The sequence below is a fragment of the Agarivorans sp. DSG3-1 genome (assembly GCF_046774965.1).
GTDB lineage: Bacteria > Pseudomonadota > Gammaproteobacteria > Enterobacterales > Celerinatantimonadaceae > Agarivorans.
The window spans coordinates 3,928,385-3,944,386 of record NZ_CP177241.1 but is presented as its reverse complement, the minus strand read 5'-3'; the positions used below and the strand labels follow the sequence as shown (position 1 = coordinate 3,944,386).

The 16,002-nt window shown below is 42.9% G+C and carries 10 protein-coding genes and 1 pseudogene; 10 read left to right on the top strand and 1 reads right to left on the bottom strand.

From position 1 onward, the window contains the following. Position 1: 1 nt before the first annotated feature. Positions 2–2,140: a heparinase II/III family protein gene (locus tag ACLD71_RS18300; protein WP_411991580.1), complete on the bottom strand. Its 2,139-nt coding sequence runs from the start codon at positions 2,138–2,140 to the stop codon at positions 2–4. A 136-nt stretch (positions 2,141–2,276) separates the two neighbouring features. Here ACLD71_RS18300 and ACLD71_RS18295 point away from each other — a divergent pair. From ACLD71_RS18295 to ACLD71_RS18250, 10 genes and pseudogenes are all read left to right on the top strand, one after another. Next, positions 2,277–2,333 (top strand): annotated as a pseudogene (locus ACLD71_RS18295) (GlyGly-CTERM sorting domain-containing protein); the annotation flags it as partial. Positions 2,334–2,460: 127 nt separating this feature from the next. Continuing rightward, complete coding sequence (locus ACLD71_RS18290; protein ID WP_411991579.1) at positions 2,461–4,227, top strand: sodium:solute symporter family transporter; 1,767 nt, start codon at positions 2,461–2,463, stop codon at positions 4,225–4,227. A 102-nt stretch (positions 4,228–4,329) separates the two neighbouring features. After that, positions 4,330–4,665, top strand: a complete 336-nt coding sequence (locus ACLD71_RS18285; protein ID WP_137674669.1) for a cupin domain-containing protein — start codon at positions 4,330–4,332, stop codon at positions 4,663–4,665. 12 nt (positions 4,666–4,677) lie between these two features. Next, positions 4,678–5,622, top strand: a complete 945-nt coding sequence (locus tag ACLD71_RS18280; protein WP_411991578.1) for a sugar kinase — start codon at positions 4,678–4,680, stop codon at positions 5,620–5,622. A gap of 16 nt (positions 5,623–5,638) precedes the next feature. Continuing rightward, positions 5,639–6,253, top strand: a complete 615-nt coding sequence (locus tag ACLD71_RS18275) for a bifunctional 4-hydroxy-2-oxoglutarate aldolase/2-dehydro-3-deoxy-phosphogluconate aldolase (RefSeq protein ID WP_411991577.1) — start codon at positions 5,639–5,641, stop codon at positions 6,251–6,253. 223 nt (positions 6,254–6,476) lie between these two features. After that, a complete protein-coding gene (locus ACLD71_RS18270; protein ID WP_411991576.1) occupies positions 6,477–9,176 on the top strand; it encodes an Ig-like domain-containing protein in 2,700 nt (899 codons plus the stop codon). Positions 9,177–9,268: 92 nt separating this feature from the next. Further along, positions 9,269–10,039, top strand: coding sequence for an N-acetyltransferase (locus tag ACLD71_RS18265; RefSeq protein ID WP_137674665.1), 771 nt, complete (start codon positions 9,269–9,271; stop codon positions 10,037–10,039). Positions 10,040–10,759: 720 nt separating this feature from the next. Next, positions 10,760–12,397, top strand: coding sequence for a putative bifunctional diguanylate cyclase/phosphodiesterase (locus ACLD71_RS18260; RefSeq protein ID WP_411991575.1), 1,638 nt, complete (start codon positions 10,760–10,762; stop codon positions 12,395–12,397). A 553-nt stretch (positions 12,398–12,950) separates the two neighbouring features. Next, the gene (locus tag ACLD71_RS18255; RefSeq protein ID WP_137674663.1) at positions 12,951–14,723 is read left to right on the top strand and encodes a M28 family peptidase; all 1,773 of its coding nucleotides are present in this window, start codon (positions 12,951–12,953) and stop codon (positions 14,721–14,723) included. Positions 14,724–14,841: 118 nt separating this feature from the next. Beyond that, positions 14,842–15,984, top strand: a complete 1,143-nt coding sequence (locus ACLD71_RS18250) for a GNAT family N-acetyltransferase (protein WP_411991574.1) — start codon at positions 14,842–14,844, stop codon at positions 15,982–15,984. Positions 15,985–16,002 lie beyond the last annotated feature (18 nt).

Sequence of the window (16,002 nt, the reverse complement as noted above, 5' to 3'; positions counted from 1 at the left end):
ATTAACCTCGGTTCTTTTCTAACGCCAGAGATCCCTGCCAGCAATAAGTTTGTTGATTAGTTTCTATAGAATGCTGAGTATCGGCGCTTATGTTTCGCTGATTACTAAGCATTACGGTGAAATGAATATTTTCGCCCAGTATTTGAATCACAGTGCCTATTTCGTTACTGGCTAGCACCTTTACTTCTGTTACTTTACCGCGAGCATTGATACTCGCTTCTACGGCTTCATTAAAGTAACCATGTGTTTCCAACACGTTGGCAAATACTGTCGATTTGGCTTGGCGGCGCAGAATAAGACTGGTTTCGCTACGCAAGTTATATTGTGGGTCATTGGCACCAACGCGGGTAAAGAATAGCTCGTCGTTGGCTTCACTGGCGCTAATCCACGAATAGTAGCTATTGCCTTGTAACCAGCTAACAAGGCTGTTGTTTGCGGCTTTGCCTTGGGCAACATTCCATAAGTGCTGGTAACCAAAGTCGCTACCCATTGGCGAGAGTTCGCCATGCATTTGGTAGTCGCTGTTACAGCGAATTATTTGCCCTTGATATTGCAATGCGTAGTCGTAACTATGCTCTTCTTCACTGTTTATGCAGAAAACATCTAACAGTAAAGGTGCGTCTAAGGCGTCATCGTTTATCAGCAGTAAACTGCGCTGCTGGTCCACGCCAGGATAAAAGTTATCGGCAAATGCACTTACCGCTTGCAGGTCTTTACCTTGGTTTTCAAAGAAATGTGGGACACCATGTTTAGCGTCGGCGGTTTCTACATCAAAGTCATTTTGGCAACCTTGGTCTACTGCCACCGCATTATGGGCAATAGTTTGGCGCGCGTAAGACTTGTTTTCATCTAAGTAGCGTCCGCCAAATTTTGGCTCTACGTTAACCCAGCGGCCAAAACCGTACTCTTTAAGCACTTCTTGGCCACGGTTAAAGAAGCTAATGCCTAAGGTGTCAAAGTGACCATGCCCCATACCGTGTTGGCCATAGTTCATAACTAATTGGCTTACGTCACCGTCTTGGCTTTGAAGGCGAATAAAGCCCTGAGCACCACGGTCTCCGTTTGGTCCTTCGTTTAATTCAACACTTGGCCAATGCGGCAGGCTGGTATTGGTCGATTTTTCAAAGCCTTGCGTAAGCGCTGAGCCACAACCGTGTATCCACACTTGCTGCTGAATGTTCGCCATGCCGAGTAGTTTGTCATCGTGGCCATAATGCTTGTAAGCCAAACTTACTGCTACTACCACGCCTTGGTCTTTAATATCCATAGACAAAGACGCATCGTTTAAAGCAGGGAATACGCCATTAGGATAGGCAGTGGCTAATAAGGCTTTAATGGTTTTACCAATCACTTGGTCTTTGTATTCAAAAATATTTAGGGCAGGGCGATGGCGGTGCAATACCTCGGCAAATAAACACAGAGGGCGAATCGCATAACGGTGATAATAAGGCCCCTCCATGTAGTAACCGGAAGGTGCAAACAATTGACTAATTTGCGCTAAGAAGCCACCACTTACATCATCGCCTTTAAGGCCATGCACAGACATTTCAACGTACTCTGGTTTATCAATGGCTAAACCACAAATCGCTACTGCAGCTACTGCCCATAAACCATGGTTATGAATGCGATCAAAATCGTGACCGTATTTAACCGTGAACATATCCAGCATAGGCTGAAATAGTTTGCTTTCGATGTGCTGACGTTGTTCATCGTTTAACCAGTGTTTAATGCAGCTATAGCCTAAGCTTGAGTAAAGTAACCACACATGTTCATTTAGGATCTGATGGAACAAACGACCTGGTGGGTTGGTGTTGCGTTGAATGTGAAAGCCAAAGCCTAAGTATTTGTCGGCATATTCAGTCAGTATCTCAGCGGTAAATTTTGCGTATTGTTCGTCGCCAGTGATTAGAAATAAACGACCCGCCTGATTAATGTATTGGTAGTTTTGCTTGTGACGGTTGTGCTCGTAGCCGCCGGCTTCTCCATGCCCCGGTACTTCGATGGGGGCGGCCATGTAAGTTTGAGTATCGCTAATCATTTTAGCTAGGCTTAAACCCATTAAGCTGTTGGTACCAAGCTGCGCACTAATCTCGGTAATTTCTTGCTGGTCGAGTAGCACTGCATTTGTTGTCGCAAGCATCTAAAAACCTCTGAATACATTAATTTATTGCTATAAAGTAATACAAATAAAGGATGGGTTCATCCTTGCGGACAAAAAATAGTGAGATTACTCACAATATATCTTTCTTTATATTTTATGTTTGTGGTGTTGCTGATTATCTGTGTATTCGTTGTTATTGCTGGCTTTATGTGCTTTTTTACGCATCAACTGAATGTATCGGAAAAATAATTGGATCTTCATCACGAATAAAGTGTTTTTGTATTACAATATAATTTAATTGTTTTAGACTTAGCGTGTTCTTACATTTTCTTATTAAACTTTAACCTTCAGAGGCGGCTATGAGTATTGATATCGTTGTTGTACTGGCCTACTTCGTATTTTTAATTGCGATAGGTTGGATGTTCCGTACCTTCACATCTTCTACCAGTGACTACTTTAGAGGCGGCGGTAAAATGCTGTGGTGGATGGTAGGTGCGACAGCATTTATGACTCAATTTTCAGCATGGACCTTTACTGGAGCAGCAGGGAAAGCATTTAGCGACGGTTTTGCCATCGTTATCTTGTTCTTAGCCAACGCGTTTGGCTACTTTATGAATTACATTTATTTCGCACCGAAGTTTAGACAACTTCGCGTGGTAACAGCCATAGAAGCCATCAAGAAACGTTTCGGACGTACCTCTGAACAGTTTTTCACTTGGTTAGGTATGCCAGACAGCCTTATTTCGGCGGGTGTGTGGTTAAACGGTTTGGCTATTTTTGTTGCCGCTGTGTTCAACATCCCAATGGAAACAACCATTATCTTTACTGGTGTAGTGCTAGTGATTATGGCGGTAACCGGCGGTTCGTGGGCTGTTGTCGCGTCTGATTTCATGCAAATGTTGGTTATTATGGCGGTAACAATTACCTGTGCCATAGCGGCTTACTTCCACGGTGGTGGCTTAACTAACATTATTGGTAACTTCCATGGCGACTTCGTGATGGGCAGTAACCTTAATTACGTGAGTATTTTCTTACTATGGATTGTTTTCATCTTTGTAAAACAGTTCGGTGTAATGAACAACAGCATTAATGCTTATCGCTACCTTTGTGCTAAAGACAGCGATAACGCGCGTAAGGCTGCAGGCCTAGCGTGTATCTTGATGATTGTTGGCCCTCTTATTTGGTTCTTACCACCTTGGTACGTTAATGCCTTTATGCCTGACTTTGCCGAAGCGTATAGCTCGGTAGGTGGTGCCGATGCAGCTTACCTGGCCTTTGTACAAAACGTTATGCCAGCGGGCATGGTGGGTCTGTTAATGTCGGCAATGTTTGCGGCAACCATGAGCTCTATGGACTCGGGTCTTAACCGTAACGCCGGTATCTTTATTCGCAACTTCTATTCACCCATCGTGCGTAAAGAAGCCGCTAGCGAAAAAGAACTGATTGTAGCGAGTAAAGCAGCCACTATTTTCATGGGGATTGTGATTATCTCTATCGGGCTATTTATTAACTCGCTTCGTCACTTAAGTTTGTTCGACATTGTATTGAATATTGGTGCCTTAATTGGCTTCCCAATGCTCATTCCTGTGCTACTAGGCATGTGGATCCGCAATACGCCTGATTGGGCTGGTTGGGGAACCTTAGTTGTGGGTGGTGTGGTGTCTTACGTATTTGGTATCGCGTTAACTGCAGACGATATTCAAAACTGGTTTGGTTTGGACCAAGCGTTAACTGGTCGTGAGTGGGCAGATCTTAAAGTTGGCCTGAGCTTAGCGGCACACGTAGTGTTCACTGGTGGCTTCTTTGTAGCCTCAACCATGTTCTTCAAAGGCCGTTCACCAGAGCGTGAAGCGGAAGTTACCGAGTTGTTCCGTGATTGGAATACCCCTGTTCACGCTAATACTGAAGAGCAACACAACCTAGATACTAAGCAGCGCTCAATGTTGGGTAATCTAATTAGCGTAGCTGGCTTCGGTATCATCTCTATGGCGATGATTCCAAACGATATTTCTGGCAGAGCCTTGTTTGTACTGTGTGGAACTATTGTACTAGTAGCGGGTATCTTGTTAGTTCAAGCGGCAAGAAAACCAAATAAAAATATAACGGCAGAAGCGACGATGGAATAAGCGCTAGATGCTTAAACCAAGGCGAGCACAATGCCCGCCTTGGTTTATAAAAAACGGATTTGCCTTAAGCACAACCGAAAACTAACCATAACGAGAAACATTATGACAGCATTTTTTGATTCAGCAGCAACACCTTGGGACGACCTAGGCGACGGTATCACACGTAAAATCGTGGGGCACACAGACCAACTAATGGTTGTTCACGTACGTTTTGAAAAGGGCGCAATTGGCGCACCACATGCCCACGAGTTACATGACCAAATTGGTTACGTAGCCGAAGGTAGTTTTGAAGCTGAAATTAACGGCGAGAAGAAAATCGTTAAGAAAGGCGATGCCTATATTGCTCCCAGAACCTTTATGCATGGCGCAGTGGCGCTTGAAGAAGGCAGCGTATTAGTAGATTGTTTCTCACCACCGCGTGAGGACTTCTTGTCTTAAGAGGAAACATTCATGACTGAGTTAAAAGTCGCCTTTATCGGCGAATGCATGGTAGAACTACAGCAGCAAAAGCAAGGCCTTCGTCAGAGCTTTGGTGGCGACACATTAAATACTGCTGTTTACTTTTCACGGATTAGTGAAAAAGCCAAAGCAAGTTATGTTACTGCATTAGGTAGCGATAACTTGAGCGAGCAAATGATCGCTACTTGGCATGCTGAAAATATTGATACCCACTTAGTGCAGCAACTAGACGATAAGATACCGGGCATGTACATGGTGCAGGTAGACGAAACCGGTGAGCGTAGCTTTTTGTATTGGCGTAACGATTCAGCGGCAAAATTTTGGTTAGACAGAGCTAGCGAAGAGCTATTGGCGGAGCTAAGCAGCTACGATGTAGTGTACTTATCTGGCATTAGCATCGCAGTGTTACCTGAAGCATCTCGTGAAAAACTCTTCCAAGTATTAGCTCAGTGCAAAACCAATGGGGCTAAAGTTGTTTTTGATAATAACTTTCGCCCAGCATTATGGCAGAGCAAGCAACAAGCAATTGAAGCTTACGCAAAAGTATTAGCTTGTACTCATACCGCCATGCTTACCTTTGATGATGAGCAAGAAATTTACGGTGATGAGAATATAGAGCAGTGCATAGAGCGCACTTTAGCTTTAGGTGTTAGTGAGCTGGTCATTAAACGCGGTAGCAAAGACTGCTTGATTGTGACCGAAGATGGCGCAATTAGTGTGCCTGCAACCAAAGTAACTAACGTGGTTGATACTAATGCTGCGGGTGACTCATTCGCCGCAGGGTACCTTGTTGCACGTTTACACGGTGCAAACACCGAGCAAGCTGCGTTAACTGGCCACAAAGTGGCAGGTACCGTTATTCAGCATAAAGGTGCGGTAATTGACGCTGCGCATATGCCAAAGATTCAGCTATTATTTACCGCAGATGCGGTATAAGAACTAGGAACAAAACATGAACTTAAATGAACAACTTCAAGCGCTTAAAGTAATTCCTGTTATCGCTATTGATAACGCTGATGATGCAGTGCCATTGGCAAAAGTATTGGTAGAAAATGGTTTGCCATGTGCCGAAATTACCTTTAGAACGCCTGCTGCAGCGCAAGCTATTGCTAATATGCGTGAAGCTTACCCAGACATGCTAATTGGCGCAGGTACGGTATTGACTAGCGCGCAAGTAGACCAAGCTATTGATGCTGGCGTTGATTTTGTAGTAAGCCCTGGTTTTAACCCAACTACTGTTCGCTACTGTCAGCAACGCAATATGCCAATTATTCCTGGTGTTAACAATCCATCGTTGGTTGAGCAAGCAATGGAAATGGGTTTAGACACCTTGAAGTTTTTCCCAGCTGAGCCTTCTGGCGGTGTAGGTATGTTAAAAGCCTTAAGTGCGGTTTATCCGGTTAAATTTATGCCGACCGGCGGTGTATCAGTTAAAAACATTAATGATTATCTCAGTATTAATGCCGTTTTAGCCTGTGGCGGAACGTGGATGGTACCGGCAAACTTAATCAAAGAACAAAACTGGGATGCAATTGCAGAGCTAGTTAAAGCGATTGATTTAAGCTAGTTTGGCATCTTGTTTTAAACGGCCCTTGCAGAGCATTCTGCAAGGGCTTTTTTTTGCTTGCGTAGCTGTTTAAAAAATCTTTTTTAAGGGGCTGGTTAGCCAGTGTTTTATATCGCTAATTTTAGTATAAGCTTTTGTTTAAACGTCGATTTTGTTTGTTTATTGATGCTTTAATTTTATTGTTCTAGTATCAATTTATGTTTTCATCATTAAGCCAAAGTATATGAACAAGTTTTTGTTTTACTGTGCCATGCTTTTCGTTGTTGCATCGCTTAATGCTTGTATTTTTGAGACTACAGGCAACCTAAATGTCGCTAAACTGCAAATCTCGCTGGTGGTAGAGGAAGGCAGTTCAATATCGGACTCAATACCAAAAGGTTTTCGTCAGGCTATTGTAGCTACCGCTACGCTTTATAACGGCTCTATTAAAGATGTTACCGAAGAGGTCGAATGGTTTAGTGGCGACCGAAATGTTGTGGTTTTTGATGGCAACAAGATTGTTGGGGAGGATCTAGGACAAGCAGTGGTTTTTGCTGAATTGAAGGGTTTTCGAAGTAATGTTCTAGAGCTAGAAGTAAGCGCCGCTATTCCCACTAAGTTGCAATTGACACCAGCATCACTGGTTTTACCATCAGGAATAACGCGCAACTACCAAGCTCTAGCGACTTTTAGTGACGATAGCGTTATGAATGTTACTGATTCCGTGGATTGGTTTTTTAGTCATGCCGGAATCGCTGCGCTTAGCAATGGAGTACTGGCAGCGCTAAGCCCAGGTGTGGTTACGTTAAATGTGTCATTAGGCAATTTGGAAAGCAACGAAAGCCAAGTTGAGGTGACGTCGGCTGAATTGGTGTCTATTCAAGTTAGTAGCGTTGTTTTATCAATTGCTAAAGGTACAACTAATCGCTATACCGCAATAGGTACATACACAGACAGCAGTACCCAAGATATTAGCGAGCAGGTATCTTGGATTAGCAGCGAATTAAGCATAGCAAGCGTTGATAAGGGTTTGGCCTCTGGGTTAGCGGCTGGTAACAGTATTATTAGTGCCCGCTTAGGTGATATTATCAGTAATTCAGTTGATTTAGCCGTAACAAACGCCGAGCTAACGCGTATCCAAATTACTCCACCTTCAAGCAGTATTGCTAAAGGCTTAACCCAAGCCTATGTTGCCACTGGCACTTATACAGACAATAGTACTCAAGACATAAGTACATTAGTGTCTTGGAGTAGCAGTGATCCGAGTATAACCACTATTGTTAATAGTTTGGCGACAGGCTTAACTGCCGGTAGCAGTGTTATTAGTGCTAGCCTAAGTGATGTAATGAGCAATACCGCTAGTTTAGTTGTAACAGATGCAGAACTCGTAAGTATTCAAATTACTCCACCTATAAGCACTATTGCAAAAGGCTTAACGCAAACTTACTTCGCTACGGGAACGTTTACTGATAATAGCACTCAAGATATCAGCGGAATCGTGTCTTGGAGCAGCAGTGATATTGATATTGCGACTATTGTCGCAGGATCTGCTAGCGCGACAGAAACAGGTAACAGCGTTATTAGTGCTAGTTTAAATGGCATTGCAAGCAATACAGCCAATTTAACAGTGACCGCAGAAGAGTTAATTGGCATTCAAATTACTCCACCTTCAAGCAGTATCGCTAAAGGCTTAACTCAAGCCTATGTTGCCACAGGTATTTATACCGACAATAGTACCCAAGATATTAGTGGCGTCGTGTCTTGGAACAGCAGTGACTCTCACATCGCCACAGTAGTAGGTGGGATGGTGAATACTGTTGCCACAGGCAACAGTGCTATTACCGCCAGTTTAAATGGCATTGCAAGCAATACGGCCAATTTAACAGTGACCGCAGAAGAGTTGCTGAGCATTTCCATTACGCCTGCTGCGGCTAGTAGCATAGCAAAAGGTAATACCAAATCTTACGTGGCAATGGGTGTTTATACCGACAATAGTTCCATAGACTTAAGTTCAACAGTATCTTGGAATAGCAGTAATGTAAGCGTTGCTACTATTGTCAATGGTTTAACCACGGGCGTTATAGAGGGAAGTACCACTATAAGCGCAAACTTAAATGGTATTAGTAGTGATGATGTCAATTTAACGGTTACAGCCGCGGAGCTTGTTTCTATTAGTGTTGAGGCATTAACGGACATTTTGGTTGTATCACGCTCCAGTACTTACATTGCGATGGGGACTTACTCTGATGGTTCCACTGTCGATGTGAGCTCTTCAGTGGTTTGGCTAAGTAGCAATACCGGCTTGGTTAGTATTGTATCTGGTACGGCAACCGCTTTGGCTTCAGGCAATGTTGACATATCAGCAAGTCAAGGTGGCGTCAGTAGCTCAACAAGTAGCTTAGAAGCTACAGCCGCAGTACCCGAATGTGGACTGGATTCATCTGCGGGACCTTGTATAAAGGTTACACTGGGTTTGAGTGGTACTGCACTTAATCGACAGTTTACCAATACACCGAGTCTGGCGGTGCTGAATACTATGGGTTATACCATAGACAATAGTGTAAATAATACCGGGACTACTTATTCTAATACTTACGACCGCTCAGGGATTTATAGCCCTATAGGGGAGTTTGCAAGAATGAAACAATCTGGCAGTGGCTTAAGTCAATATGCTCGCTACTGTGCAGATTTAAATACCTTGGCATTTAATTCAAAAAACAATTGGCGACAAACATCAGTATCAGAGTTAAATGATTTCTACGATGACCATAACAATGTTACCCAAGATAAGTTATATATTGTGGATGGTTGGTCTATATTTTACGGTTATTGGACGGATACCCCTGGAGGCGCAGGGTTTCAATTCAAAGCTCTTTGGGATGGTCAACAGGCTGCTTCAGCGGCAACCCAAGCGCGTCCTGTATCTTGTGTTTCCGATCCCTAGTTGATGAGTAGTAGCAACTGATTGTGCAGTGTCAGTACCCACATCAATTTGGCTGCTAGAGTAGGGCCCGATCCTACTTGGAGTGCTAGTTTATGGACTATATACAACTTAATGCCGAAAATATTGCTGATGAACATATCTGCTGCGGCTTTTCGGATAAAAAGTGTACAGAAAGTTACCTAGCAAAAAAAGCATGGCTAAGGGAGCAGTTCGATCATGGATTGGTATTTGAGCGACTCGATGAACGGGCTAAGGTATTCATTGAATATCAACCTGCTGAAAACGCTTGGTTGCCGATTGAAGCAGACGATTATTTGGCCTTAGCTTGCTTTTGGGTGTCTGGTAAATATAAGAAACAAGGCCATGGTAAACGCTTATTGGCGTCTGCCCTTAGTGCCGCAAAGCAACAAGATAAAGCCGGTTTAGTCACTGTGGGAGGGCGTAAAAAGTATCATTTTTTGAGTGATACTAAGTGGTTACTTCGGCAGGGCTTTAGAGTGGTAGACGAGGCGCCAAACGGCTTTGTATTGCTTGCGCTTGATATCAATTCTAAGCGTAACCATAAACCGCCTTGTTTTAAGGAAAATGTTAAGTCTCCCTCTTTAAACCAGCAGGAAAAGACATGTGTAGCTTACTATTCTAATCGCTGTCCCTTTGCTGAATATCACGTTACCCAATCGCTACAAGAAAGTTGTAAAAAGCGAAACATTACTTTGCACTTAGTTAAATTTACTAGCTCGGAGCAGGCTCAAGCTAGCCCAACACCAGCGACTATTTTTAGCTTGTATTATGATGGCCAGTTTATTACTACAGATATCAGTGCGTGTATGGATAGCCGCTTTGATAAGTTTATCGAAGTGTAACTCGTCATGTTAACTAAGGATTCTAAAGGCAAAGTTGTATTTTATATGTGGTTTTATTGGTTCGGGGAAACCATCTACGCAAAAATACTGGCTGATCAATTACTCGCTTTTCGTTTTACTATGTTGAATGGATGCCCCCATTATTTGGTGAGCATAGGGAGCGAAAGTCTTCGATAATCGTATCGCCACGCTTACTCGCCTTTTTCAATAATCGGCCGTTGATCTTATCAAGCTAGGCAATTCAGTTGTTCTAGATAGCGGTTTATGGCGACGTATTGACCGTGAACAAATGGTGCAGTGGGTTGAATCACTCGCTATTGATTATGAGATACACTATTTGAATGTAAGCTTTGCAAGGTGTTGCGAACGAGCTTACTTGCGAAAAGGGGATTGTGGCCAACACGCCTACAAAAGACGCCTGAAATGATGACTCAATTTTGGCAAAAATTTGAGGTGCCAACTGAGGATGAGCTTGTAAAGTGGGTAGGGGATTAAACTGATAAAGTAGTGAGGCGAGCTTAAGTTAATCATTATTATAGATTTTTATTTTGTGTGATTACTTATTAAGGCTTGTAAGCTTTAGCCTAAAGCAATAGACTTTAACTTTATAATTATATGACATTAATCACAAAGTCATTTTTGCTAATGCTTCTACATCATACTTGATGATAGATCCAAAACGCGTTTTGCGATTTAGGATGAAAGCTCAAGGGACTGAGTTTGGATAGACAAACTAGTAAGTTAAATTTAAAGGTATTGGCCGAACTAATCTTCGCTTTAGTGGCTATTTTAACCTTAGGCTTTATGTTAGCGCGTTTCGAAGCGTTTGAATCTATATATAACTTCTCGCGTGCTCATGAAAGCTGGGAGTTAGACGAACTAATCATTATGCTGCTGTTATCACCGGTATTTTTGGTATGGGTGTTGGCACGTAGATGGATAGAAGCCTTACAAGAAGCAAAACTTAGAGACAAGCGCGAACGGCAATTAGCGTATCAAGCTACTCACGACCCCCTTACAAAATTACCCAATCGATTGTTACTTGAAGACCGACTTAGCCTTGCAGTAGCTCGCGCACAGCGCAACCATACTCAAATTGCAGTTATGATGTTAGATCTCGATGATTTTAAGCGAGTGAATGACGAACTTGGCCACGATGTCGGAGACCGCTTACTGGAACAGTTAGCCGCCCAGCTAAAAGCTTGCGTCCGAGCTGAAGACACCATCGCGCGTTTTGGTGGTGATGAATTTGTAGTAGTACTTTGCAGTGCTACCGAGCAGCAAGCCTGTTTGACATTAGTTGACCGTATTCTGGAAAACTGCGTAAAGCCGATTACCCTCAATGGTATAGAGTTAATTACTTCTGCCAGTGTGGGCCTCACTTTTTACCCCGATAATCATCATGAAGAGTTAGCACCTGAACAGTTAATTCGCCAAGCTGACCAAGCGCTGTACCAAGCTAAATTAGCAGGTAAAAATTGCTACTCCATTTTTAATAGCGAAAGTGCCAAGGCGATTAAGTGTTCCTACGCTAAGCGTAAAGCGTTTGCTTATGCACTAAATAATCAGCAACTCCAGCTATTTTATCAGCCTCAAGTGAATATTAAGACTGGCCAAGTAATAGGCGCTGAAGCGTTGTTACGTTGGCTGCATCCTAGTAAGGGCTTGCTCTCTCCGATGAGCTTCTTAGATGCTATTGAAGAGCACAGCCTAAGCATTGATTTGGGGGAATGGGTTATCGACACTGCCTTGGCGCAATTACAGCGCTGGCAGCTAACAAACTGTCGTTTTAAGTTGAGCATTAATATTGGTGCATTACATATTCAACAATCTAATTTTGCTGAACGCTTGCAACAGCGACTGGCTAAATATCCAAGAGTTAACCCAAATTGTTTACAGTTAGAAATTACCGAAACTGGCATTTTAGATGATCTGCAGAAGGTAGCGGAAACCATAACGCAATGTCAGAAGATGGGCGTGAGCTTTGCCTTAGATGATTTTGGTACCGGCTTTTCGTCACTCACGTATTTACAAAGCTTGCCCGCAGAGTTGATTAAAATTGACCGTAGCTTTGTTCGGGACGAGTTGAATGACCCTAAAGACTTACGCATGATTCAAGGCATTATTAGCTTAGCCAAAGTCTTTTCTTTACCGGTTATCGCAGAAGGTGTGGAGTCTGAAGCGCAGCAAAACAAGTTACTCAGTTTAGGTTGCGAGCTTGCTCAAGGCTACTTGTACGCCAAAGCCTTACCGGCTGATGAGTTTTTATTATGGCTAACAGAATGGCAAGCTCAGGAAGGTCGTCAGTGTTCTTCTCCTGCGGTTGAGTATTCAAGTACTCCTAAATTAGCCTTGTAACTATCTGGATTAGTGGCTGTTGTTGCCTAAAGATAACTCAATGAAATTAGCCATGTTAATAAGTATTGTGGTGAACAGGCTTGTTACCATTTTTGCAATTTCAACTTTATTCATATCAGTTTACAGATGGTTGAACTAACCCTCGTTTAAAGCGTTTTATGTTTTGTAGGCAGAATATGTCCCTCGAAATGTAAACCTTATCCTATTTATTTTAAATGCCATCAACCTACTTTAACTTTGTTTTTGCTCTGCATTTCAAATGCATCTTAGCTTGTTATGTTGCGATTCGTGTAAATCGTCGAGTCTAAAATTGTTGAATTTGTCTTAACCTAGCCCATGATGCTAATTTTATCACTCTTATAGTCAATAATATCAATAATGGTCTCTTATACAAAAAACTACAAAATTTCCTCCAGTTAATTATTTGTTAGGATCTTGTTGAGGGTTTGCGATTGCAAATGCTTATTTTTAACAAATTGTTGGTTTATTTTGCTATTAGGGTAGGCGGGAAGCTTGTCTGAGTTATCTAATAGAACACTAAAAGGGAATCATAATGCATAGGTACAAGCGAACATTAAAAGTCACTTTATTACTTGCACTTTCAGCGGGTTTGATAAGTGCTTGTTCAGAAGAGCAGAAAGCGACGTTAGGTGCAGAACTGCTTAGTAAGTCAATTTCTCAAGCGTCAATTCTAGATCATTTAGCCAGCTTAGAGGGCTTATCTTCAGCCACTACCGATGGAAACTCAATTACTCGAGTAGCTGGCAGTGAGGGCTATAGTTCTTCTGTAGAGTTTATTGTGGGCAAGATGGAAGCGCTAGGTTACCAAGTGGTATTGCAAAGCTTCGACTTTAGGAGTTGGGAGGAACTACCGGGCTCAGCGGTGCAAGTTGATGGAGTAAACTTATTAGGGATTTCTGACATTGCCGAAGGTGAAACGGCTGATTACGCAGCGATGTCTTACTCTGCGAGCTCAACTGGAAAAGTGATGGCTGATATCGCATTTGTTAGCCCTGATTTTCGCTTTGACGCCGACGATTATGACAGTACCGATGGCTGCGAAGTGAGTGACTTTGATGGCTTAGAACTAACAGGAAAAATAGCAGTTATTCAACGAGGTGGCTGTAGTTTTAACCAAAAAGTAGTGAATGCCCAGCAAGCGGGCGCACTCGCTGCACTTATATTTAATCAAGGCAATGATGAAGGGCGTACTGCCGTTGTAAATGGCACCTTGGGAAGTGATAGTGAGGCGGTTATTCCAGCCTTTGGGGTAACGTTTGACCTTGGTGAGCAATGGTATCAAGCGAGTTTAGTGGGGACGGTGACAGGGGAGCTGACCATATCTACGGATGACAACATGATCGTCACCGAAAACATTATCGCTGAAACTAAAAGAGGTGACGCCGAGCAAGTGGTGATGTTAGGCGCTCACTTAGACTCCGTTGCAGTAGGTCCGGGTATTAACGATAATGGTTCGGGTAGTGTGGGTTTATTAGAATACGCAACGCGCTTAGCCAAATATGACCATTTGCTAAAGAACAAAGTTCGATTTGCTTGGTGGGCCGCAGAAGAGGCTGGCTTAGTTGGGTCTGAGTATTATACTAACGACTTGTTTGCTCCCCTTTATAATACCGCTCAACAGCAAATATTGTCTGAGCTAGGCTTAGGTGATGTGAGTGAATTAAGCCCAGAGCAAAATGCATTGGTTGATCAACGTTACAACCAGCTTAATCACATTAAACTCTATTTGAACTTCGATATGATTGGCTCGCCAAACTATGTATTTGGTGTAATGGACGGGGATTTGTCTGACACCAAAGATAGCCCTGATAATGCTTATACTGGCGACTTTACTCCACCTGTTGGTACCTCAAACATAGAGTCTGTCTTCAACCGCTTTTTTAGTGAACAGTCTGAACAAACGGTACCGCAAGCGCTGTCTAAACGTTCAGACTACGCAGGTTTTGCAGATTGGGGGGTAGCATTTGGTGGCTTGTTCACCGGAGCGGAACGCGTAAAAAGCGTAGCTGAAGCCGAAGCATTTGGTGGTGAAGCTGAGCAAGCTTACGATCCTTGTTATCACCAAGCGTGTGATGACTTAAATAATGTTAGTGCTAAAGCAGCATACATCAATACTCAAGCATTGGCGTATGTGACCACCTATTATGCGATGAAAAAAGAGCTGTTTCCTGCTGAACCAGTCGTTCAGCAGGCGAGGTTTAGCTCATCAGCAGTTTACTTACCTATTGGCACGAAGTTAAAAGCTGCCCCTAGTCATAGTGATCATGGACATTTCCATGGTGATTTAGACCAAGATAGAGAGTAAAGCACTGTTCACTTAGCTATTGGGGGCTTTACGCCCCCGATTTTATTTCTTGTAACGGGTGTTGTTCTGGTCTGCTTTGTTATAGTTTGGTTGTTTATATGTAGCCAAGTGTGAGTTTGTGACAATAAGTTTAAAAGAAGCAGGTGAAATCCATCAGGTTCGTATTCATAGCAATCTGAGCGATTGTAAATCGTCTCTTGATGCTAGCTCACCTTTTTGTAATTCCATTTTTCTGGACGCTCTTGAGGAGCAACTTTGCGTAGGCGGCAACACTGGTTGGCAGCCACATCACATTGAGTTGCCCGATCATCAAATAGTGATCCCTAGTTATATAAAGCAACACAGTTATGGTGAGTATGTATTTGATTGGGCGTGGGCCGACGCTTATCAGCGTTACGGTGTAGAGTATTATCCTAAGCTGGTCACTATGCAGCCCTTTACTCCTATAACTAGCAATAAGCACCTTGGTAGAAACCTTAACGCATCGCTCATAAAGCAGTGGGTAGATAGTGTTTATACCGTTTGCGAGCAACAGCAATTAAGCTCTTGGCACTGCAACTTTATTGGTAAGGACTTAGCCGATGAATTTGCAGAACTTGGTTTAATGACCCGCCATGGAGTGCAGTTTGAATGGCTTAATAAAGGCTATCAAGATTTCAACGATTTTTTGGCTAGCTTTACTTCTCGTAAACGCAAAAACACCAATAAGGAGCGCCGAAGCGCTCAGCAAAATGTAGATGCTATTCACTGGAAAATTGGCGCCGATATAGACTCAGCCGCACTAGACGCTTTTTACCTGTGTTACCAAGCCACCTATTTAAAGCGTGGCCAACAGGCTTATTTGTCTCTCGCTTTCTTTAAACAGCTTTGCGAGAACATGGGTGAATCTATGTTGTTGGTGGTGGCCGAAAAAGATCAGCAAATTATCGCTTCAGCCTTATTCTTTTTTGATGACAGTAATCTTTATGGCCGTTATTGGGGGAGCGTGCAACAAACCGATATGTTGCATTTTGAGCTGTGCTTTTACCAAGGGATTGAGTTTGCGATATCAAGAGGTATTAAACGCTTTAACCCTGGAACACAAGGAGAGCACAAACTGTTAAGAGGTTTTGAACCCATCACTACTTATTCATCTCACTATGTAAAAAGAAGTGACTTTTCCGCCGCTATCGCAGATTTTTGTTTGCAAGAAAGAATGCAGATGGCGCAATATAAACAACAATGTTTACAGCTGCTTCCATACAAGCAAAGCTGTGACTAAAGGGAATACGGAGTTCTA

Coding starts and splice junctions, on each gene's coding strand:
- ACLD71_RS18300 (WP_411991580.1), bottom strand. CDS start 2,140: ATGCTTGCGACAACAAATGCAGTGCTACTCGACCAGCAAGAAATTACC.
- ACLD71_RS18290 (WP_411991579.1), top strand. CDS start 2,461: ATGAGTATTGATATCGTTGTTGTACTGGCCTACTTCGTATTTTTAATT.
- ACLD71_RS18285 (WP_137674669.1), top strand. CDS start 4,330: ATGACAGCATTTTTTGATTCAGCAGCAACACCTTGGGACGACCTAGGC.
- ACLD71_RS18280 (WP_411991578.1), top strand. CDS start 4,678: ATGACTGAGTTAAAAGTCGCCTTTATCGGCGAATGCATGGTAGAACTA.
- ACLD71_RS18275 (WP_411991577.1), top strand. CDS start 5,639: ATGAACTTAAATGAACAACTTCAAGCGCTTAAAGTAATTCCTGTTATC.
- ACLD71_RS18270 (WP_411991576.1), top strand. CDS start 6,477: ATGAACAAGTTTTTGTTTTACTGTGCCATGCTTTTCGTTGTTGCATCG.
- ACLD71_RS18265 (WP_137674665.1), top strand. CDS start 9,269: ATGGACTATATACAACTTAATGCCGAAAATATTGCTGATGAACATATC.
- ACLD71_RS18255 (WP_137674663.1), top strand. CDS start 12,951: ATGCATAGGTACAAGCGAACATTAAAAGTCACTTTATTACTTGCACTT.